At 69.1% G+C, this 21,307-nt stretch carries 16 protein-coding genes; 9 read left to right on the top strand and 7 right to left on the bottom strand.

The window, feature by feature from the left end:
- Positions 1–3: 3 nt before the first annotated feature.
- Positions 4–1,248, bottom strand: a complete 1,245-nt coding sequence (locus ACFYYH_RS04715; RefSeq protein ID WP_388545866.1) for a sugar ABC transporter substrate-binding protein — start codon at positions 1,246–1,248, stop codon at positions 4–6.
- A gap of 463 nt (positions 1,249–1,711) precedes the next feature.
- The gene (locus ACFYYH_RS04710) at positions 1,712–2,776 is read right to left on the bottom strand and encodes a LacI family DNA-binding transcriptional regulator (RefSeq protein WP_388545863.1); all 1,065 of its coding nucleotides are present in this window, start codon (positions 2,774–2,776) and stop codon (positions 1,712–1,714) included.
- 176 nt (positions 2,777–2,952) lie between these two features.
- Here ACFYYH_RS04710 and ACFYYH_RS04705 point away from each other — a divergent pair, with 176 nt between their 5' ends.
- Entirely contained in the window at positions 2,953–3,411 is a 459-nt protein-coding gene (locus ACFYYH_RS04705; RefSeq protein ID WP_388545860.1) for a MarR family winged helix-turn-helix transcriptional regulator, read from the top strand.
- Between the two features lie 154 nt (positions 3,412–3,565).
- Positions 3,566–4,120: an isochorismatase family protein gene (locus ACFYYH_RS04700; RefSeq protein WP_388545858.1), complete on the top strand. Its 555-nt coding sequence runs from the start codon at positions 3,566–3,568 to the stop codon at positions 4,118–4,120.
- A 185-nt stretch (positions 4,121–4,305) separates the two neighbouring features.
- Here ACFYYH_RS04700 and ACFYYH_RS04695 read toward each other — a convergent pair whose 3' ends face one another.
- The 4 genes from ACFYYH_RS04695 to ACFYYH_RS04680 are packed head-to-tail and all read right to left on the bottom strand — an operon-like array spanning position 4,306 to position 8,451.
- Positions 4,306–5,241, bottom strand: coding sequence for a succinate dehydrogenase/fumarate reductase iron-sulfur subunit (locus tag ACFYYH_RS04695; protein ID WP_388545856.1), 936 nt, complete (start codon positions 5,239–5,241; stop codon positions 4,306–4,308).
- A complete protein-coding gene (locus ACFYYH_RS04690; protein WP_388545854.1) occupies positions 5,238–7,322 on the bottom strand; it encodes a fumarate reductase/succinate dehydrogenase flavoprotein subunit in 2,085 nt (694 codons plus the stop codon). Before ACFYYH_RS04690 ends, ACFYYH_RS04695 begins: the two co-directional genes overlap by 4 nt.
- 21 nt (positions 7,323–7,343) lie before the next feature.
- Positions 7,344–8,165, bottom strand: a complete 822-nt coding sequence (locus tag ACFYYH_RS04685; protein ID WP_388545852.1) for a hypothetical protein — start codon at positions 8,163–8,165, stop codon at positions 7,344–7,346.
- A 55-nt stretch (positions 8,166–8,220) separates the two neighbouring features.
- On the bottom strand, positions 8,221–8,451 hold the full coding sequence (locus ACFYYH_RS04680) for a hypothetical protein (protein WP_388545851.1): 231 nt from the start codon (positions 8,449–8,451) through the stop codon (positions 8,221–8,223).
- Between the two features lie 282 nt (positions 8,452–8,733).
- Here ACFYYH_RS04680 and ACFYYH_RS04675 point away from each other — a divergent pair, with 282 nt between their 5' ends.
- From ACFYYH_RS04675 to ACFYYH_RS04645, 7 genes are all read left to right on the top strand, one after another.
- Complete coding sequence (locus tag ACFYYH_RS04675) at positions 8,734–11,262, top strand: ABC transporter substrate-binding protein (protein WP_388545849.1); 2,529 nt, start codon at positions 8,734–8,736, stop codon at positions 11,260–11,262.
- A 289-nt stretch (positions 11,263–11,551) separates the two neighbouring features.
- Positions 11,552–13,426, top strand: a complete 1,875-nt coding sequence (gene typA, locus ACFYYH_RS04670) for a translational GTPase TypA (RefSeq protein ID WP_388545846.1) — start codon at positions 11,552–11,554, stop codon at positions 13,424–13,426.
- 559 nt (positions 13,427–13,985) lie between these two features.
- Positions 13,986–15,017, top strand: a complete 1,032-nt coding sequence (locus ACFYYH_RS04665) for an ABC transporter permease (RefSeq protein ID WP_388545843.1) — start codon at positions 13,986–13,988, stop codon at positions 15,015–15,017.
- A gap of 97 nt (positions 15,018–15,114) precedes the next feature.
- Positions 15,115–16,914, top strand: a complete 1,800-nt coding sequence (locus tag ACFYYH_RS04660; protein ID WP_388545842.1) for an ABC transporter substrate-binding protein — start codon at positions 15,115–15,117, stop codon at positions 16,912–16,914.
- Positions 16,915–17,028: 114 nt separating this feature from the next.
- Positions 17,029–18,006: an ABC transporter permease gene (locus tag ACFYYH_RS04655; RefSeq protein ID WP_388545840.1), complete on the top strand. Its 978-nt coding sequence runs from the start codon at positions 17,029–17,031 to the stop codon at positions 18,004–18,006.
- Positions 18,007–18,016: 10 nt separating this feature from the next.
- Positions 18,017–19,078, top strand: a complete 1,062-nt coding sequence (locus tag ACFYYH_RS04650) for an ABC transporter ATP-binding protein (RefSeq protein WP_388545837.1) — start codon at positions 18,017–18,019, stop codon at positions 19,076–19,078.
- A 25-nt stretch (positions 19,079–19,103) separates the two neighbouring features.
- Positions 19,104–20,237: an ABC transporter ATP-binding protein gene (locus ACFYYH_RS04645; protein ID WP_388545835.1), complete on the top strand. Its 1,134-nt coding sequence runs from the start codon at positions 19,104–19,106 to the stop codon at positions 20,235–20,237.
- Between the two features lie 181 nt (positions 20,238–20,418).
- Here the strand turns inward: ACFYYH_RS04645 and ACFYYH_RS04640 are convergent, their stop codons facing one another.
- Positions 20,419–21,252, bottom strand: coding sequence for a hypothetical protein (locus ACFYYH_RS04640; RefSeq protein WP_388545832.1), 834 nt, complete (start codon positions 21,250–21,252; stop codon positions 20,419–20,421).
- Positions 21,253–21,307 lie beyond the last annotated feature (55 nt).

Here is a 21,307-nt window from a genome sequence, read left to right as displayed (position 1 = left end):
CGGTTACTCCACGAGCCCTTCGATCTCGGACCGCGCCTTCTCGGCGGCCTCCCGCGGCGAGGACTTGCCCTGGGTCACCGACGCGATGGCGTCGTCGACCTTCGAGCTGATCTCGCTCCACCGGGGCTGGACGGGCGAGGCGCTGGAGGACTCCATCTGCTCACGGAAGACCTGGAGCGCGGGGTCGTCGGCGAGCCTGCCGGAGTCCCAGGCGCTGGTGTTGGCGGGCAGATCGCTGGAGCGGGTGAACCAGTCCTGCTGGCCCTCGGTGCCGGTGAGGTAGGAGATGAACTTCTGGGCGGCGGCCTTGTGTTCGCTGTCCTTGGAGACGACCAGGCTGGAGCCGCCCGCCATGGAGACGGAGTCCTTGTCGGCGGGGACCTTCGCCACACCCCACTTGCCCTGGAGGTCGGGGTAGCCGTCGTTGATCAGCGTCATGATCCAGGGGCCGGAGAAGAACATCGGCGCGTCACCGGTGTTGAAGTCCTTCAGCACGTCGTAGCCGGGCTGGACGCTCTTCTTGGCCAGGCCCTTGTCGAAGTACGAGCCGTACTCCGCCAGGGCGCGGACGGAGGCCGGGCTGTCGACGACCGTCTTGCCGTCGTCGGTGACGATCTCGCCGCCGGCCGAGTACAGGAACGGGTACCAGCTCTGTACGGTGTCCAGACCGCTGGGCTGGAGGGAGATGCCCCACTCGGTGCCGGCCTTGTCCTGGTAGGCGGTGGCGAGCTGCCGCAGCTCCTGCCAGGTGGCGGGTGCCTGCTGGACGCCGGCCTTCTTCGCCAGATCGGTGCGGTAGTAGAGGACCCGGGTGTCGACGTACCACGGGACGCCGTACACCTCGCCGTCGATCTCGCCCTGCTCCCAGGCGGCGGGGAAGAACGCGTCCTTCGTGAAGACGGTGGTGTCCACCGGCTCCAGCACGCCGAGTTCGGCGAACTCGCCCAGATAACTGCCGCCCATCTGGGCCACATCGGGCAGATTGCCCGCCGCGGCGGCGGAGACCAGCTTCTGGTGCGCGACGTCCCAGCCGACCGGGGTGACCTTGACGGTGAGGTGCGGATTCGCCTTCTCGTACACCTCGGCCACCTCCGCGAGCTTCTCGCCCTCGGCGCCCATGGCCCAGACGGTGAGCGTCTGCTTCTGGTCGGCGGCGACTCCTTCCCCACCGGAGCCGCCGCACGCGGCGATGGCGAAGGCCAGCGCGAGCGCGGTGGCGGCGGAGGCGGTTCTGGCGGTGCGGTGCATGGACGGCTCCTCCTTGAGCGACCCGATGTATGCGCTGCCTGTAAGCGCATACATCACTCTGCCGCCGTCTTTCGGGAAACCGCAAGAGGGGCCTTGGTCACACTCGTGCAACATGTGGGACATCTGCCGGGACCGCTTCCACGCACCGCGCCGAGGTGCGGACGCGCCGCATGGAGGGGTGACGGAATCCGCTCATTCCCGGCGTTCCGTGCCCCGCGGGCCACTTCCGGGGCCATGTCCGCGCCGGGGCACGGCTACGCCGTCGATCCGGCGCACGACCACCCCGTCGATCCGGCGCACGTCCGGAGTCCCGGCCGACTCCTCGTCGTTCCCGCGCCTGCCCCGCCGGACGGATTCGACACCTCTCGGCGGGCGCGTCATAGGACCGCGCCGAGAGCCGGGACGGTGCCGGCGGTCGGCGCGCGGCGCGGCCCCGTAGAGCCGGCGGCGGCCGGGACAGCCCTTAGCAGCCGCAGCTCGCGCGGCGGGTCATCGAGACCGGGAGCATCAGCGAGACCGGCTCGCGGTCGCGGTCGCCGAGGCGCTGGACGAGCAGTTCCACCGCCTCCTCGCCCAGCCGCCGGATCGGCTGCCGTACGGTCGTCAGCGCGGGCCGCACCATCCGGCTCAGCGGAATCCCGTCGAAGCCCGTCACCGCGATGTCCTCGGGCACCCGCACCCCGCGCCGCTCCAGGGCGTGGAGCGCGCCGATCGCCATCTGGTCGTTGGCGAAGAGCATCGCCCGCGGCCGTCCGCCGTCCCGGCCGCCCCGCTCCAGCAGTGCCTCCGCCGCGCGCTCGCCCTCGGCCTGGGTCATCATCCCGGCCCGCAGTTCCGGCTCGTCGGGCACCGGAAGACCGGCTTCCGCGCATGCCTCGCGGAATCCCCGGAACCGTGCCTCGGCGTCCGGTGACTCCTTCTCGCCGCCGATGAAGACCAGATCGCGCAGTCCGTGGTCGCGGATGAGATGGCGGGCCAGTTCGCGTTCGCCGTCGGAATTGGCCACTTCGACATGGTCGAGATGGTCGATCTCGCGGGGCCCGGCCAGCATCACCACCGGCAGCCGCCGGGAGATCACCTCAAGGTCTTCGGTGGGGACGGTCCTGGCCAGTACGGCGAAGCCGTCGACCCGCCCCGCCACCTTCGCCACCAGCGACTCGGGCCCGCCCTTCAGGGACGCGGCGATCAGCAGCGCGTATCCGTGGCGCCGCGCGGCCCGCTCCATCCCGCGGATGATCTGGTCGGAGTAGAGCATCACGGCGGAGTCGTCGTACGTGTCGTCTGCCTCGGCGCCGGTCTCGGCGTCCGGGTCCGCGTAGTCGGGGAAGCAGAGCCCGAGCACTCCGGTGGTCCTGCTGGCGAGACCGCGCGCGTTTCCGCTGGGTACGTAGCCGAGCGTACGGGCGGCCGCCAGCACCCGGTCGCGGGTCTGGGCGCGGACGGAATCGGGGTTCCGGTAGACCCGGGACACCGTCGCAATGGAGACGCCGGACCGTTCGGCGACGTCGTACACCGTGGGGGCACTCACCCGACCGACCGTCCGCTTCTTGTCCGTACATGATCTGTTCGTGAATGAAAGCGCATTCACCCTAGGTGCCGTGCCGCGCCCTGAGCAAGGCGGCCCCCGTCCGGGGTGGCCGGAACCTGCCCCGAGATGGACAGGTAACCTTGCAAGGTTACCTGTCCATCTCCTACGGTGAACGCATGTACGAAGAGTCCGGGCGGCCCGGCGATCCGACCGCCGAGCAGGTCGCGGGCGATCTCACCGCCGTGGTGCGCAAGCTGGTGCGGAGGCTGCGCACGGCATCGCCCGACAGCCGGCTCACGCCCTCCCAGCGGTCCGTGCTCTCCCGGCTGGACGGCGAAGGGCCGTCCACCACGGCCGCGCTGGCCCGCGCCGAGTACGTACGCCCGCAGTCCATGCGGCTGACGCTCGGCGGCCTGGAGGAACAGGGGCTGATCGAACGGACACCTGATCCCGACGACGGCCGGCAGTCCGTCGTCTCGGTCACGGACACCGGCCGCGACACCCTCGCCGCGGTCCGCGCGGCCAAACAGGGCTGGCTCTCCGAGGCGATCGCCGCGGAGCTCGACGGCGCCGAGCGCCGCACCCTGGCCGATGCCGCGGCGCTGCTGCGACGGCTGGTCGAGAGGAGTGAGTGAGACGGCCGCCCAGGGCGGAGAAGCACAGCCCTCAACCGCACAGCTCCCGACCGCACAGCTCCCGACCGCACAGCTCCCGACCGCACGACCCCCCGGACCGCACGACCCCCCGACCGCACGACCCCGTCATCGCACAGCCCCGAGGAGTACCACCATGACCGCCACCACTCTCGACCCCAGGACCGCCCTGGTCGTCATCGACCTCCAGAACGGCATCGTCGGCCGGCCCACGATCCACCCCGCCGAGGAGGTCGTCGCACGCTCCGCCGAACTCGCCGACGCCTTCCGGGCGAAGGGCCTGCCGGTCGTGCTGGTCAATGTCACCGAAGGCGCGCCAGGCCGGAACGAAGCCGTGCAGAGCGGCGGCATCGCGCCCGCGGCCGACTGGGCGGACCTCGTGCCCGGCCTGGGGCGGCAGGACAGCGACATCATCGTCACCAAGCAGACCTGGGGCGCCTTCTACGGCACCGACCTCGACATGCAGTTGCGCCGTCGCGGGATCACCCAGGTCGTGGTGACGGGCATCGCCACCAGCAAGGGCGTGGAGTCCACCGCCCGTGCCGCGCACGAGCGCGGATACAACGTCACCGTGGTCACCGACGCGGTCACCGACATGGACGAGGGCAGCCACCGCAACTCCGTCGAGAAGATCTTCCCGGCGATCGGCGAGACCGGAACCACCGAGGCGATCGTGAAGCTCCTCGGCTGAGCGGCCGCCCCACGGGTCACCCAGCGCGACCGAACGCCCCGCGCACCGGGCATCGGGCACCCAGCGCGACCGAACACCCGGCGCATCGGGTACCCAGCACGTCCGGGCGCACAGCGCACAGCGCACCGGGCACCGGGCACCCAGTGGGCCCGGTGCGCCGCGAGGGGCTCCGGCGTGGGGACGGGCTACTCGCCCCTGCGCCGGATCTTGTTGCCCAGCCACACCAGCGGGTCGTACTTCCGGTCCACCGCCCGCTCCTTCAGCGGGATCAGCGCGTTGTCCGTGATCTTGATGTGCTCGGGGCACACCTCCGTACAGCATTTGGTGATGTTGCAGTAGCCGAGTCCATGCTCGTCCTGAGCCGTCTTCTTCCGGTCGAGCCCGGCCTCCCCGGCGGCGTCCAGCGGATGCATGTCCAGCTCGGCCACCCGCATCAGGAAACGCGGCCCGGCGAAGGCGGCCTTGTTCTCCTCGTGGTCCCGCACCACATGACAGGTGTCCTGGCACAGGAAGCACTCGATGCACTTGCGGAACTCCTGCGAGCGCTCCACATCGATCTGCTGCATCCGGTACTCACCCGCGGCGACTCCCGGCGGCGGCACGAACGAGGGCACCTCACGCGCCTTGGTGTAGTTGAAGGACACATCCGTCACCAGATCCCGGATCACCGGAAAGGCGCGCAGCGGGGTGACGGTGATGGTCTCCTCGCGCGAGAAGACCGACATCCGGGTCATGCACATCAGCCGCGGCCGGCCGTTGATCTCCGCGCTGCACGAACCGCACTTGCCGGCCTTGCAGTTCCAGCGCACCGCCAGGTCCGCCGCCTGGGTCGCCTGGAGCCGGTGGATGATGTCGAGGACGACCTCTCCCTCGTTCACCTCGACCGCGAAGTCCGTCAGCTCTCCGCCGTCGGCGTCGCCCCGCCAGACCCGGAATTTCGCCTCGTACGCGGACGCCGCGCCCGCCCCCGCCCCGGCTCCCGCGCCCGCCCCCGCCCCGGCTCCCGCGCCCGCCCCCGCCCCGGCTCCCGCACCCGCCCCCGCTCCCGTGCTCAAGCCCGCCCCGGCTCCCCCGCCTGGGCCCGCGCTCGTACCCGTACCCGTACCCGTGCTCGCACTCATTCGTGAAGCTCCTCCTCGGCGAGGTACTTGACCAGCTCTTCCTTGTCGAACAGGGCGAGCAGATCCGGACGTATGGGCTCGGTCGTCCGGCGCGAGAGCGTGATCCGCCCGTCGGCGGGACCGGTGGCTTCCGTCAGCCGGCAGTACAGATTGACCCGGCGCCAGTCACGGTCCATGCCGGGCCAGTCCTCCCGGGTGTGGCCGCCACGGCTCTCCGTACGCTCCAGGGCCGCCCGCGCCACACACTCGCTGACCAGCAGCATGTTCCGCAGATCGAGTGCGAGGTGCCAGCCGGGGTTGAACTGCCGGTGCCCCTCGACCCCGGCGCGCGCGGCCCGTGTCCGCAGCTCGGCCAGTTTCTCCAGGGCCTGTGCCATCTCGCCCTCACGCCGGATGATGCCGACCAGATCGTTCATCGTCTGCTGGAGTTCCTGATGGAGCGTGTACGGATTCTCCGCGGGCCCGTCGGCTTCCGTTCCCGCAGCAACTCCCGCACCGGCCCCCGTTCCCGGGCCCGCTCCCGTTCCCGTGCCCGCCCCTGCCCCCGCACCGGCCCCCGTGCCGTGCCCGGCCGCGCCGCTGAACGGGCGGAGCGCCTCGGCCGCCGCCGCGTCGATCTGCCCCTCGTCCGGCGTGGGCCGCGTGCTCGCGCCCCTCGCGTACTCGGCGGCGTGCAGTCCCGCCCGCCGGCCGAAGACCAGCAGATCGGAGAGCGAGTTCCCGCCGAGCCGGTTGGAGCCGTGCATCCCGCCGGCCACCTCGCCCGCCGCGTACAGACCCCGGACACCGGGGGCCGCCGCGGTGTCCGAGTCGACGGCCACCCCGCCCATCACGTAGTGGCAGGTCGGGCCGACCTCCATCGCCTCCGCCGTGATGTCGACGTCCGCCAGCTCCTTGAACTGGTGGTACATCGACGGCAGCCGGCGGCGGATGACCTCGGCGGGCATCCGGGTCGAGACATCGAGGAAGACACCGCCGTGCGGTGAGCCGCGGCCCGCCTTGACCTCGGAGTTGATGGCGCGGGCCACCTCGTCGCGGGGGAGCAGCTCGGGCGGGCGCCGGTTGCGGTCCGGGTCCTCGTACCAGCGGTCGCCCTCCTCCTCCGACTCCGCGTACTTCTCCTTGAAGACATCGGGGATGTAGTCGAACATGAACCGCTTGCCCTCGGCGTTGCGCAGCACTCCGCCGTCGCCGCGCACCGATTCGGTGACGAGGATGCCCTTCACCGACGGCGGCCAGACCATCCCCGTCGGATGGAACTGCACGAATTCCATGTTCAGCAGGGGGGCTCCGGCGAGCAGCGCCAGCGCGTGCCCGTCGCCGGTGTACTCCCAGGAGTTCGACGTCACCTTGAAGGACTTGCCGATGCCGCCCGTGGCGAGGACGACGGAGGGGGCCTCCAGTACGAAGAAACGCCCGGACTCCCGCTCGTAGCAGAACACACCCGCGACCCGTCCGCCGCCGCCCGTGCCGGTGCCGCTGCCGCTGTCCGTGCCGCCACTGCTGCCGCCGCCGTCGGCGTCCTCGGCGTCGGCATCGGTGTCCTTCAGGATTCTGGTGACCGTGCACTCCTGGTAGACCTTGAGGCGGGCCTCGTGGTCCCCGTACTCCTGGAAGTCCTCCTGCTGGAGCGAGACGATCTTCTGCTGGAGGGTACGGATCAGCTCCAGGCCCGTACGGTCGCCGACATGGGCCAGCCGGGGGTACTCGTGCCCGCCGAAGTTGCGCTGGGAGATCCGGCCGTCGGCGGTGCGGTCGAAGAGGGCGCCCCAGGTCTCCAGCTCCCAGACCCGGTCCGGTGCCTCCCGCGCGTGCAGTTCCGCCATCCGCCACTGGTTGAGGAACTTCCCGCCGCGCAGGGTGTCGCGGAAGTGCACCTGCCAGTTGTCGCCCGCGTTCACATTGCCCATGGAGGCGGCGATGCCGCCCTCGGCCATCACCGTATGGGCCTTGCCGAAGAGGGACTTGCAGATGACGGCGGTACGAGCGCCCCGCTCGCGCGCCTCGATCGCGGCCCGCAGCCCCGCGCCACCCGCGCCCACCACCACGACGTCCCACTGACGGCGTTCGAGTTGCGTCATGTCCGAAGGGTCTCCCTGTACCTAGAAGAAGCGCGGATCGTCGAAGGCACCCGTGGCGAGCAGATAGACATAGAAGTCGGAGACGGCGACGCTGATCAGTGAGGCCCAGGCGAGCTGCATATGGCGGTGGTTGAGCCGGCCCACCCAGCCCCAGAGCCGATAGCGCACCGGATGCCGGGAGAAGTGCCGGAGCCGGCCGCCGATGATGTGCCGGCAGGAGTGGCAGGAGAGGGTGTACGCCCAGATCAGCCCGATATTGACCAGGAAGATCAGCGAGCCGAGCCCCATGTGCCCCCAGGCGTACTCCTCGTCGCGGAAGGAGAGCACGGTGTCGTACGTGAGGATGCCGGCGACCGGCACGGCGGCGTAGAAGAAGTACCGGTGGATGTTCTGGAGGATCAGCGGGAAGCGGGTCTCACCGCTGTACTTCGTATGCGGTTCGGCGACGGCGCAGGCGGGCGGCGAGGCCCAGAAGCCCCGGTAGTACGCCTTGCGGTAGTAGTAGCAGGTCAGCCGGAAACCCAGCGGGAAGATCAGGATCAGCAGCGCGGGGGAGAGGCCCCACCAGCTTCCGAAGAGCTCCCAGTTGGGGCCGCCGCGCATCGGCGCGCAGTTCTCCGCCAGACAGGGCGAGTAGAACGGCGAGACATACGGGGCGGCGTAGTAGTCGCTGTTCGCGAAGGCCCGCCAGGTCGAGTACACGATGAAGGCGAGCAGTCCGGCGGCGGTCGCGGCGGGCGCCAGCCACCAGCGGTCCGTGCGCAGATGGCGGGGCGCGATGGCGGCGCGCGAGGCGCCGCGTACGCCCGAACTGGCTTGTGGGGGTTGCGTACCGGTGGCCAAGGGGTCTCCTGGGGTGCGGGGGCACGTCCTGCCCGGTCCGGACGGGAGGCCGGGCCTAGGGGGCTCGTCGGTCGCTCACTCCCAGGCCTTCGTCGTCCGAGTCGGTCCACAGCGCGCTGTCGTAGGGGGTGTCGGGGATGGTCACCAGGTCGTCGACGCGGCCGGCCGACGGGGCGCGGATCTCGCTCTCACGCGCTTGCGCGAGGCTCTGTTCCAGCCGTCCGACCGTGCGGACCAGCTCGTCGAGGCAGCGCCTGACCGCTGTCACATCGTCCTGCAGGGACATGAGTTGCCCTCACTTCCGCGGTCGCGGGTGGTGTGCGAGGGGCGTGTGGTCACCCCTCGGACGGCTCTCTGTCTGCGCCTGAGAGTGTCGCGCGTCACACCCGTCTTTCACAAGGGTCGGTACGGGGGTCACCCGTACGGGGGAGCGGTTGGCCCGAGCGGGTGGCGTTTGCGGCGCGGGGCGACGTGTCACCGGGCCGGTTCCGCGGCTTTCCACTTCAGTGAGTGGGCAATAGGTGTGATCATCTCTAAATTCCACAAACAGGACGAAGAGGTACTAGCCATGTCCCACGTCGGCGCCCCACGCGGGAGGACATGCTCCCGAACGCTCCGCTCCCTCGCGCTCCTCACCACCGGTGTGCTCGCCCTGCCCGTCCTCTCCGCGTGCACCTCGGACGACGACGGCGCGAGTGCGGACGCCGCCCCGGACATCGCGTCGACGGGACGGGACCATGTCACCGCGGGCGGATCCATGCGCTGGGCGATCGACACCATGCCCACGACGCTCAACGCCTTCCAGGCCGACGCGGACGGCTCCACGGGCCGGATCGCCGCCGCCGTACTTCCCTCTCTCTTCACGCTCGACAAACGAGGCCGTCCGCAACGCAATCCGGACTATCTGGAATCCGCGAAGGTGGTCGAGCGCGAGCCCAAACAGGTCGTGCTCTACAAACTCAACCAGCAGGCGGTGTGGAGCGACGGCCGCGAGATCGGGGCACCCGACTTCGCGGCGCAGTGGCGTGCGCTGAGCGGCAAGAACTCCGCGTACTGGACCGCGCGCAACGCCGGTTACGAACGGATCGAGAAGATCGAGCGCGGGGCCAACGACCTGGAGGTCAGAGTCACCTTCAGCAAGCCCTACGCGGACTGGCGGTCCCTCTTCACCCCCCTGTATCCGAAGGATGTGACGGGCACGCCCAACTCCTTCAACGACGGGGCCAGATCCAGCCTCAAGACGACCGCCGGGCCCTTCGGCATCAAGAAGGTCGACCGCAAGGGCAAGGAGATCACCCTGGTCCGCAGCGCCCGCTGGTGGGGGGAGCCCGCCAAGCTGGACTCACTCGTACTGCGCGCGGTGCCCAGGAGCAAACGCGCGTCGGCCCTCGCGGACGGCAAGCTCGACCTCGCCGAGATCGACAAGAGCACGGCCGACCGTATCGCCCTGGCGGTCCGGGACCGCGGCTCCGGCGAGCAGAAGCTGACCCACGGCCCCGGCGTCGCGATCACCCCGGCCTCGGCGCTCCGTTCCTGGGCGCTGGCCAACGGCTCGGACGAGGACGAGGCCGAGGCCGCGCAGATCGCCCGTGAGCAGACGGCCGCGGCCATCGTCCGGTACGCGAAGGAGCAGAAGACGCTCCACGGATTCGTCGTACGCAAGTCGCTGGAGCCCGCCTACACCCAGCTCGCGCTGAACGGGGAGGCGGGACCGCTCTCCGACGAGCGGGTACGGCGTGCCGTCGCCCGCGCGCTGGACCGCCAGGAACTGGCCGACGTCGTGCTCAAACCGCTCGAACTGCCCGCGCGGCCGCTCGGCAGCCATCTGGCCCTGGCCGGCCAGGCGGCGTACGCGGACAGCAGCGCGGCCCTCGGCAAGCAGGACACCCAGGAGGCGCGGGCGCTGCTGGCCGACGCGGGCTGGGTGCCCGGCGGAGCCCTCAAGAAGAAGGACGGCGCCAAGGCGGGCAGCAAGGGCGTCGGCGCGAGCCCCGAGGGCGAGGAGGGGGACGAGGAGGCCGAGGAGAACGAGGCGGAGGCCGAGGAGGAGAAGCCCAAGGAGAAGTCGGCCGCCGAGAAGAAGTACGACGCGAAGCAGCGGGAGCTGGCCAAGAAGGAGGAAGAGGAGGCCAAGAAGAGGGACAAGCAGGACGACAAGCAGGACGGCGGGGACGTTCCCTCCGACGAGGGCACCTTCATCGTCGGTGACGAGAAGCCCGGCCAGGACCGCAAGCCGGGCGGCGGCCAGGGGCCGGACGCCCGCGGCCACGGGGCCGTCCAGGACGACAAGCCCGGTCAGACGGCCCCCCGCCCCGAGTCGGCGACCCATGTCCTCGCCCCCGCTCCCGCCGCCGCCTTCCAGGGCGTCACCCTGCTCCGCCAGGCCTCCGTCGTACGGGACACCGACGCCGCGCGGGCCCAGGACCAGGACAGGAAGCCGGCCGTGACGGGCGCCTACGCCCCGCGCGGCACGGCCGCCCCGGCCCCCTCGGGTTCGGGCTCCCCCGCCCCGATGACCGGCCCGCTCGGCAAGGACGGAAAGGCCCTGACCCTGCGCTTCGTGCTGCCGTCGGGGGAGGGCTCGGAGGCGCTGCGCTCGGTCGGTGAGCGGATCGCGCGGATGCTCAACCGCATCGGCATCAAGACCGAGATCTCCAAGGTGCCCGACGAGGGCTACTTCAAGGACCATGTGGCCGCCGGCGACTACGACCTGGCCCTCTACTCCTGGCCGGCCACCGCCTACCCGGCGACCGACGGCCGGCCGATCTTCGCCAAGCCCGTGCCCGCCAGCGACGGCTCCCTGCTGGTGGAGCAGAACTACACCCGGGTCGGTACGGACCACATCGACCAGCTCTTCAACCGGGCCGTGGCCGAGCTGGACGAGAAGGCCCAGCGCTCCTTGGTCAAGCAGGCCGACGCCCGGATCTGGGCCGCGGCCGGCTCCATCCCCCTCTTCCAGCGGCCGCAACTGGTCGCCGCCAAGCCGGAAGTGGTGAACGCGGGCGCCTTCGGCCTCGGCGCCCCCCGGTTCCAGGACATCGGGTTCGCCAACAGCGGTACCACGGGCTCCGGTGGCAAGGAGCAGAAGAAGAAGTAGCGAAGGAACGGTGAGCGACGCATGAAGCGGCGGAAAAGCACCAGGTGATCCCCCGCCCGAGCGGCTCATCCCCCGATCAATTCGCTTGCCCGCCGGCCCGCCCGGCGGGCAAGCTCGTATCCGTCCTTGACCCGGGCAGCACCACACCCCCAGATTCAGCCGCTTCGATCGGGCCGGGAAGCCCCCGACAGCTCGGCCCCGTACCATGGGACAAGCCGTGGCGTGTCAGCCCGGCGGGCGTACGAGGAAAGAACGCCGCATCCCACGATCGAGAGAAGCGCCAGCCAGCATGCCCACGCGCCACGACATCCGCAACGTCGCCATCGTCGCCCACGTCGACCATGGCAAGACCACTCTGGTCGACGCCATGCTGAAGCAGGCCGGCGCCTTCGCCGCGCACGCAGCCGAGCAGCTCGACGACCGGATGATGGACTCGAACGACCTGGAGCGTGAGAAGGGCATCACGATCCTGGCCAAGAACACCGCCGTGAAGTACCACCCCAAGACGGGTGGCGACCCGATCACCATCAACATCATCGACACCCCCGGCCACGCCGACTTCGGCGGTGAGGTCGAGCGCGGTCTCTCCATGGTCGACGCGGTCGTCCTGCTCGTCGACGCCTCCGAGGGCCCGCTCCCGCAGACCCGCTTCGTGCTCCGCAAGGCGCTCCAGGCGAAGATGCCGGTCATCCTCTGTATCAACAAGACGGACCGTCCGGACTCCCGGATCGCCGAGGTCGTCGACGAGACGTACGACCTCTTCCTCGATCTGGACGCGACCGAGGAGCAGATCGAGTTCCCCATCGTCTACGCCTGCGCGCGGGACGGGGTCGCCTCGCTGACCAAGCCGGAGGACGGTACGGTCCCGGCCGACAGCGACAGCCTGGAGCCGTTCTTCAACACGATCCTGTCGCATGTCCCGGCCCCCGAGTACGACGACGCCGCGCCGCTCCAGGCCCATGTCACCAACCTGGACGCCGACAACTTCCTCGGCCGTATCGCGCTCTGCCGGGTCGAGCAGGGTGAGCTGCGGAAGGGCCAGACCGTCACCTGGATCAAGCGTGACGGCTCGATGTCCAACGTCCGCATCACCGAGCTGCTGATGACCGAGGCGCTCACCCGCAAGCCGGCCGAGCGGGCCCGCCCCGGTGACATCTGCGCCATCGCCGGTATCCCGGACATCATGATCGGTGAGACCCTCGCCGACCCCGAGAACCCGATCGCACTGCCCCTGATCACCGTCGACGAGCCCGCGATCTCGATGACCATCGGTACGAACACCTCGCCGCTGGTCGGCAAGGGCGGCAAGGGCCACAAGGTCACCGCCCGCCAGGTCAAGGACCGGCTCGACCGCGAGCTGATCGGTAACGTCTCGCTGCGCGTGCTGGACACCGAGCGTCCCGACGCCTGGGAGGTGCAGGGCCGCGGTGAGCTGGCGCTGGCCATCCTGGTCGAGCAGATGCGCCGGGAGGGCTTCGAGCTGACCGTCGGCAAGCCCGAGGTGGTCACCAAGCAGGTCGACGGCAAGACGTACGAGCCCATCGAGCGTATGACGATCGACTCCCCCGAGGAGCACCTCGGCGCGATCACCCAGCTCATGGCCGCGCGCAAGGGCCGGATGGAGACCATGACCAACCATGGCTCGGGCTGGATCCGGATGGAGTGGATCGTTCCGTCCCGCGGTCTGATCGGCTTCCGTACGGAGTTCCTCACGCAGACGCGCGGTACGGGCATCGCCCACTCGATCTTCGAGGGCCACGAGCCGTGGTTCGGCGAGCTGCGCACCCGTAACAACGGTTCTCTCGTCGCGGACCGCTCGGGTTCCGTGACCCCCTTCGCGATGATCAATCTCCAGGAGCGCGGGGTCATCTTCACCGAGCCCGGCACCGAGGTCTACGAAGGAATGATCATCGGTGAGAACTCACGTTCCGACGACATGGACGTGAATATCACCAAGGAGAAGAAGCTCACCAATATGCGGGCCGCCTCCGCGGATTCCACCGAGAATGTGGTGCCGCCGCGGAAGCTCTCGCTGGAGCAGTCCCTGGAGTTCTGCCGCGATGACGAGTGCATCGAGGTGACCCCGGAGACGGTCCGTATCCGCAAGGTCGTCCTGGACCAGAAGGAGCGCGGCCGCGCCGCCTCCCGCGCCAAGCACGGCTGACCGTACCCGGCCCGACGGCCCGGCCCCCGCGATCTCCGCGGGGGCCGGGCCGTTTCGCGTGTGACGTCTGCGACGCGAGGGGAACGGGAGGGGAACAGGTTGCGATCGCGCCGTTCTGGAGGGTTACGTTGCGCGGATTCCGGACAGCTTGACGTCAAGTTCGTTTTTGCGGATCGCGTCCGATTATCGGTGGGTGGTCACCGGATGGTGTGTTAACGGTCCGTTTCGCGGGTGTCTGCCTGGGATAACTTTGTCCGGATTTCGGGCGGACAGTGGGTGTCGATGTTGCCAAAACGAGACCCTTTAAGTGTGGTTTACGGCCCGGTCGTACTTAATAGTTGGCCATTGAGCTCGGGTCAATGGGTCAAGCGCTATGGGGAGCGTCGACTCACGAGCACACTCGGGGTACTCGACAGCGCACTGTCAGGGGTGTCAGCGCGCGTAGACAGTGCCCTTCTTGTAGTGACAAGTGGACTCATGAGGAGGACCCCATGCGTGGTGCCATAAGCACCAAATGGGTCGGGCGCGCGGTAGTGATCCCCACGGGGGAAGAGCGATCGTGACAAGTCCTGTACAGACCGAGGACGCCTCGTCGTCCACCGTTCCCGACGCGGCCGACGTGTCGAAGGACGGGACCCAGGAGGCCAAGACGCTCGCCGGGCTCTCGCCCGGCCAGTTGATGTGGCGCCGTTTCAAGCGTGACCGCACCGGGGTCGTCTCCGCCGTCGTCGTCATCGTCTTCTTCGCGGTGGCGCTGCTCGCGCCCGTGATCAAGATGGTCTACGGCAAGGACCCGTACACCCTGTACGGCCAGGACAGTCTTGATCTGCTCGACGAGTTCAACATGCCGACCGGCACCTTCGGCGGGATGTCCGCCGACCACTGGTTCGGTATCGAGCCCAACCTCGGCCGCGATGTGTTCATGCAGCTCGTCTACGGCATGCGCACCTCGATCTACACCGCGCTCGCCGCGACCGTGCTGATGGTCGTCGTGGGTGTGCTGATCGGCCTGGTCGGCGGTTATTACGGCGGCAAGGTCGACTACTGGCTCGGCCGGCTGACGGACTTCCTGCTGGGCTTCCCCAGCCAGCTCTTCTTCATCGCCTCCATGCCCGTCGTCGTCGCGGCCTTCGTGCGCCCCGACGAGGAGACTCCCACCGCACTGCGCGCGGGAGCCATCATCGCGGTGCTGTCGTTCCTGGGCTGGATGGGACTCTCCCGGCTGATCCGTGCCGCCACCCTCTCCCTGCGTGAGCGGGAGTTCGTGGAGGCGGCCAAGATCGCGGGTGCCTCGCCCTGGCGCATCATCCGCAAGGAACTGCTGCCCAATCTGGTCACACCGATCCTGGTGCAGGCCACCCTGCTGCTGCCGTCCACCATTCTCTCGGTGGCCTTTCTCTCCTTCGTGGGTGTCGGCTATGTCGAGCCGACGCCGGACTGGGGCCGGATGTTCGCCACCGGCGCCAGCATCTACGAGCAGGACCCGGCTTACATGATCTTCCCGGGTGTCGCCATGGTCATCTTCGTCGTGGCGTTCAACCTTCTCGGCGACTCGGTTCGAGACGCCTTCGACCCGAAGTCCGGACGCTGACGTTCAGCCGAGGGGCTGCTGCCACCCGGGCGCCGGTCATACCGGATGCGCCAGGCAGCACAGTTGGATCACTACTGACAGATAGGTACTCATCACTATGAGCATCTTTGGCACGCGCAAGACACGCGCTGTCGTCGTCGCCCTGGCGGCCGGCTCGCTGGCGCTGACCGCCTGTGGCGGCAACAGCGACAGCGGTACGAAGGACAAGAGCAAGACTCAGGAGGACGCCGCCAAGCAGTCCGCGGCGGTCGCCTACGGCGATGTGAAGGCCTCCACCGGCCCGGCCCCCGAGGTCCCCGGTGCCAAGGCCGGCGGCACCATGACGGTCTACCAGGACTCGGACTTCTCCCACCTGGACCCGGGCCAGAGCTATGTCAGCGACGCCAAGATCCTGGACCGTCTGCTCCAGCGTGGTCTGACGCAGTACGAGGAGGCCGACGACGGCAAGCTCACCGTGGTCGGTGACCTCGCCACCGACTCCGGCAAGGCGACCGACGGCGGCAAGACCTGGACCTTCACCCTCAAGGACGGGCTGAAGGACCAGAACGGTTCCCCGATCACCTCGGCCGACATCCGTCACACCATCGAGCGCCTGTACGCGCCGTTCATCACGGACGGCCCGACCTACATCCAGGCATGGCTCTCCGGCGCGGGCACCACCTACCGCAAGGCGCTGCCGGACGGTCCGTACAAGGGCAAGCACCTGCCCGACTCGGTCCTGGCGACCCCGGACGCCAAGACGGTCGTCTTCAAGTTCAAGGACGCGCAGCCCGACCTGCCGCAGGCGCTCGCGATGCCCGGCTACTCCGTGGTCCCCGCCAAGACGGACACCAAGGAGAAGTACGACACGGCCCCGGTCTCGACCGGCCCGTACAAGATCTCGGACTTCAAGCCGGGCAAGTCGATGACGCTCGTCAAGAACGAGAACTGGGACGCGAAGACCGACTCGGTCCGTCACCAGTACGTCGACGGCTTCAACATCGAGTACAACCACGACGACGACGACCAGACCAAGACCCTGCTCGCCGACCGCGGCGAGGCCAAGAACGCCGTGATGTTCACGGGTCAGGTCTCCACCAACCAGGTCCGCAACGTCGTCAACGACGCCGAGGCGATGAAGCGCACGATCCAGGGCTACGCCCCGTACGTGTGGCAGCTCAACTTCAACCTGGACCGGCTGAAGGACAAGAAGGTCCGGGACGCCATCACCTACGCCATGCCGAGCGCGCAGATCTACAAGCTCGACGGTGGCGCCTACGGTGGTGAGACCGCGACCGGTCTGATGTCCCCGACCACCCCGGGCTACGAGAAGGGTTACGACCCCTTCGGCAAGCTGAAGAAGCCCAACGGTGACGTCGAGAAGGCCAAGGCGCTCATCAAGGAGGCCGGCGCCGAGGGCCAGAAGGTCGTCTACGCGTACGGCAACACCCCCGTCCGCCAGCAGCAGGCCGTCGTCATCGCCGACCGTCTGAAGGCGATCGGCCTGGACGTCGTCAAGAAGGAGATCGACTCCGCCACCTGGTACGAGCAGGTCGGCAAGGTCGACAACGGCCTGGACCTCTACATGACCGGCTGGGGCCAGGACTGGCCGTCCGCCTCCACCGTCTTCCCGCCGCTGTACGACGGTACGCAGCTCCAGGACGGTTCCTCGGTCTACTCGCACATCAACGACCCGAAGGTCAACTCCGAGATCGCCCGTATCGTGAAGATCACGGACCCGGCCGAGGCCCAGAAGGCGTGGACCGCGCTGCACCACGACATCGTCGAGCGGATCAACCCGGCCGCCCCGATCTACTACACCAAGGTGTTCCAGATCTTCGGCTCCAACGTCGGTGGCCTGCGCTACTCGACGGACTCCAGCTACGTCGACGTCACGCGTCTGTTCCTGAAGAAGTAATCAGCGTGTAGGCCGGACCCGGAGGTGCGCACCCGGCGGAGTGCGCACCTCCGGTCCGCCGAACCTCTTCTCTCGACCCCCTCACAGCCGCCGTCCTGAGAGCAGCGACCAGCCATGCTTCAATTCCTTCTTCGCCGGACGTTCGGCGCAGTCCTGACCCTCTTTCTGATCAGTGCCGTCACGTTCTTCATGTTCTTCGCGATCCCGCAGGACCCTGCCCTGCTCGCGTGTGGCAAGAACTGCACTCCGGACGCCCTGGCGGTCATCCACCAGAACCTCGGCCTCGACAAACCGGTGCCGGTACAGTTCTGGGACTTCATGGTTGGCATCTTCGCCGGCCGCGACTTCGCCGTCGGCCACTGTGACGCCCCCTGCTTCGGTATCTCCTTCGCCAACCAGCAGAACGTGTGGGACACCATCGTCGACCGGTTCCCCCTGACGCTCTCCCTCTCGGTCGGCGGACTCATCGTCTTCCTGATCGTGGGCCTCGGCGCCGGCATGATCGCCGCGTGGAAGAAGGGCACCGCCACCGACAAGGCGTTCAGCTCCGCCTCGCTGGTGCTCAGCTCGATGCAGATCTACTTCCTCGGCCCGGTCGTGCTCGGACTCTTCGTCTACAGCACCGGCTGGCTGGACAAGCCCAAGTGGGTCCCGATCAGCGAGGACCTCGGCGGCTGGTTCATGGGTCTGCTGATCCCCTGGCTGGTGATGTCCGTGATCTTCACCGCCAACTACACCCGTATGTCGCGGTCGACCATGATCGAACAGCTTCAGGAAGAACATGTGCGCGCGGCCCGTGCCAAGGGCATGAGCAGCCGCTATGTGTTCTTCCGCTACGCCTGGCGCGGCTCGCTCATCCCCATCGTCACCATCCTCGGCATGGACCTCGGCGCGCTCTTCGGCGGCGCGATGGTCACCGAGATCACCTTCGGACTGCCCGGCATCGGCCGCCTCGCCCGTGACTCCGTCATCGACAAGGACCTGCCGCTGACCATGGGCGTGATGATCGTCAGCGCCGCCTTCATCCTTCTGTTCAATGTCATCGTGGACGCGATGTACGCCATCATCGACCCGCGCGTACGTCTGTCCTAGGAGAACGACCGTGACCACACTCACCAAGACCGAGGGGGCTCCGGCTCCGACCGGGTCGGACGCGTTTCTGTCGGTGCGCGACCTGCGTGTCCACTTCTCCACCGAGGACGGCATCGTCAAGGCCGTGGACGGGCTCTCCTTCGACCTGGAGCGCGGCAAGACGCTCGGTATCGTCGGCGAGTCGGGCTCCGGCAAGTCGGTGACCAACCTGTCGATCCTGGGTCTGCACAACCCCCAGTCGACCACCATCACGGGGGAGATCCTGCTCGACGGGCAGGACCTCACCGACGCCTCGCCCAGGCAGCTCGAAAAGCTCCGGGGCGACAAGATGGCGATGATCTTCCAGGACGCCCTGACCGCCCTGTCGCCGTACTACACCGTCGGCCGGCAGATCGCCGAGCCGTTCATGAAGCACAGCGGCGCCTCCAAGAAGGAGGCCCGTGCGCGCGCCATCGAGATGCTGGGCAAGGTCGGCATCCCGGACCCGAAGAACCGGGTGGACGACTACCCGCACCAGTTCTCCGGCGGTATGCGCCAGCGCGCGATGATCGCCATGTCGCTGGTGTGCAACCCCGAACTGCTGATCGCCGACGAGCCGACCACCGCGCTGGACGTGACCGTCCAGGCACAGATCCTCGATCTGCTCAAGGACCTCCAGCAGGAGTTCGGCTCCGCGATCATCCTGATCACCCATGACCTGGGCGTCGTAGCCAATGTCGCCGACGATCTGCTGGTGATGTACGCGGGACGCGCCGTGGAGCGCGGCTCCGTGCGCGAGGTGCTCAAGCAGCCGAAGCACCCCTACACCTGGGGTCTGCTCGGCTCGATGCCGCGCCTCACGTCCGATGTGGACGAGCCGCTCCAGCCCATCCCCGGCACCCCGCCCAGCCTGCTGAACCCGCCGTCCGGCTGTGCGTTCAACCCGCGCTGTGCCTACACCGAACTGGTGGAGGGCGGCCGCTGCACGCACGAGCGCCCGCTGCTCCCCGAGGGGCGCGGCGCCGCCTGCCATCTGCCGGCGGACCTCAAACGGCAGGTTTTCATCGAGAAGATTCAGCCCCGGCTGGGCTGATGTACCGGCAACTGGGGCAATGACCATGAGCGAGAAGAACACCACCACACCCGTATCGGGCGCGGTCGCACCGCGCGGTGACGCGGTCCCGGCGACCGAGCCGCTGCTCGAAGTGAAGGGCCTGACCAAGCACTTCCCGATCTACGGCGGCTTTCCCATCAAGCGGAAGGTCGGCGCGGTCCAGGCGGTCGACGGCGTGGACCTGAGCGTCTACCCGGGCGAGAGCCTCGGCCTCGTCGGTGAGTCCGGCTGCGGCAAGTCGACCACGGGACGGCTGCTCACCCGGCTGCTGGAGCCGACCGCGGGCACGATCGAGTACAACGGCCGGGACATCACCCACGCCAACCGCCGGCAACTGGCGCCGATCCGGTCCGAGATCCAGATGATCTTCCAGGACCCGTATGCCTCGCTGAACCCGCGGCAGACGGTCGGCTCGATCATCTCCAGCCCGATGGAGATCAACGGCATCAACCCGCCCGGTGGCCGTGAGGCCCGGGTGCGGGAGCTGCTGGAGATCGTCGGCCTCAACCCGGAGCACTACAACCGCTTCCCGCACGAGTTCTCCGGCGGTCAGCGCCAGCGCATCGGCGTGGCCCGCGCGCTCGCGCTGGAGCCCAAGCTGATCGTCGCGGACGAGCCGGTCTCCGCCCTCGACGTCTCGATCCAGGCGCAGGTCGTCAATCTGCTCCAGGACCTCCGTCGCGACCTGGGCATCGCCTTCGTCTTCATCGCCCACGACCTGGCGATCGTGCGGCACTTCTCGCAGCGGGTCGCCGTGATGTACCTGGGCAAGGTGGTGGAGGTCGCGGACCGCGACTCGCTGTACGAGCGCCCCCGTCACCCGTACACCCACGCCCTGCTGTCGGCGGTGCCCGAGGCGGACATCGACCTGGACAAGAAGGAGCGGATCCGGCTCGCCGGTGACGTTCCCTCGCCGATCATGCCGCCGTCCGGCTGCCGGTTCCGTACGCGCTGCTGGAAGGCCCAGGACAAGTGCGCGACGCAGGAGCCGCCGCTGATCCAGATCGCGGGCAACCGCGAGGGTCATCTGACGGCCTGCCACTTCCCGGAGGACCCGACGACGGAGGCACGGGGCGAGGATGTCGTCCTGGACCCGGCGCTGGTGGCCATCGAGAAGGAGCTGTCCGAGGAGGCGTGAGCCGCCGCGGTGGTGTGCCGCGGCCGACGCGGCGCCGATACGACGTCCGGGCCCGCGCCCGAGGAGCTTCCTCGGGCGCGGGCCCGAGGCGTGTCGACCGCGATCCGGTTCAGTGATCCGGTCCGCGCCCCCTCCGTGATCCGGTCCGCGATCCGCGTCACGGGCCCGATCAGGGGCTGGATCACGGGTGCTGCCGGAGCACCCGCTCGATCCCCTGCCGTACGAACTCCCGTGCCAGCTCGGCGCGGCGGGCCGGCCACTCCTCGGACACCGGGCCCCCGGCCGGGTCCCCGGCAAGACCGCCGGCGGGGCGGCCCCCGCGGCCGCCTCCGTGATCCCCGTCCCGCGTCCCGTAGTCCCCCGTCCCGTATCTGCGCCGCTGGATGTCGTCGACGACCGGAGCCGGAGCCCCCTGCGCGCGCAGCTCGTCGAGGGCCTCCCGCTTGGTGATCAGCAGGCCCGCGCGCAGGGTCACCGACGCCCGTGCGAGGGTCAGCATGCCCGCGTCGACCCAGACGTCCTGGAGCCACAGCGCGGGCTTGGCGGTGACGGGCAGCCAGTACCCCCGCAGATCGGCGCGGATGAAGTCCGCCAGCTCCGTGTCGCTCACCCCGGGGAGCAGCCCGGACGGCGGCGGACCGCTCAGCACCCGTGCGCCCAGGGCCAGTTCACGGCGGGTCACCGGGGTCACCGGGCGCGCGAACCACTCACCGAGCGCCCATGTCGGATGCTGCCGTCCGGTGTCCGTGACCTCGTTGAGCGGCAGATACGTGCAGTGCAGCGCGGAGCCCAACGGCATCTCGGCGACCAGCCGTTCATGGACCGCCCGCAGCCGCTCCTCCTGGGCGCCGGTGAGTCCGGTGCCGACCAGCGCGATCAGATCGAGGTCGCTCCGGCCGGGCCGGAAGTCCCCCAGGGCCAGGGAACCGTGCGCCCAGAGCGCGACCGGGGGCAGCACGGCGCCCAGGTCGGCCCCGAAGCGGTCGAGCAGCCTTCTCACGTCGGTGTCCTCCATACGGGCCACCCTCCCACGAGGCCGGCGGGGGACGCCGGTGTCCGACGGCGGCCGC

This window comes from Streptomyces sp. NPDC002018, assembly GCF_042890865.1.
Classification (GTDB): Bacteria; Actinomycetota; Actinomycetes; order Streptomycetales; family Streptomycetaceae; genus Streptomyces.
This window is presented reverse-complemented; position numbering and strand designations above follow the sequence as displayed.

Coding starts and splice junctions, on each gene's coding strand:
- ACFYYH_RS04715 (WP_388545866.1), bottom strand. CDS start 1,248: ATGCACCGCACCGCCAGAACCGCCTCCGCCGCCACCGCGCTCGCGCTG.
- ACFYYH_RS04705 (WP_388545860.1), top strand. CDS start 2,953: ATGTACGAAGAGTCCGGGCGGCCCGGCGATCCGACCGCCGAGCAGGTC.
- ACFYYH_RS04700 (WP_388545858.1), top strand. CDS start 3,566: ATGACCGCCACCACTCTCGACCCCAGGACCGCCCTGGTCGTCATCGAC.
- ACFYYH_RS04695 (WP_388545856.1), bottom strand. CDS start 5,241: ATGAGTGCGAGCACGGGTACGGGTACGGGTACGAGCGCGGGCCCAGGC.
- ACFYYH_RS04690 (WP_388545854.1), bottom strand. CDS start 7,322: ATGACGCAACTCGAACGCCGTCAGTGGGACGTCGTGGTGGTGGGCGCG.
- ACFYYH_RS04680 (WP_388545851.1), bottom strand. CDS start 8,451: ATGTCCCTGCAGGACGATGTGACAGCGGTCAGGCGCTGCCTCGACGAG.
- ACFYYH_RS04675 (WP_388545849.1), top strand. CDS start 8,734: ATGTCCCACGTCGGCGCCCCACGCGGGAGGACATGCTCCCGAACGCTC.
- typA (WP_388545846.1), top strand. CDS start 11,552: ATGCCCACGCGCCACGACATCCGCAACGTCGCCATCGTCGCCCACGTC.
- ACFYYH_RS04660 (WP_388545842.1), top strand. CDS start 15,115: ATGAGCATCTTTGGCACGCGCAAGACACGCGCTGTCGTCGTCGCCCTG.
- ACFYYH_RS04655 (WP_388545840.1), top strand. CDS start 17,029: ATGCTTCAATTCCTTCTTCGCCGGACGTTCGGCGCAGTCCTGACCCTC.
- ACFYYH_RS04645 (WP_388545835.1), top strand. CDS start 19,104: ATGAGCGAGAAGAACACCACCACACCCGTATCGGGCGCGGTCGCACCG.
- ACFYYH_RS04640 (WP_388545832.1), bottom strand. CDS start 21,252: ATGGAGGACACCGACGTGAGAAGGCTGCTCGACCGCTTCGGGGCCGAC.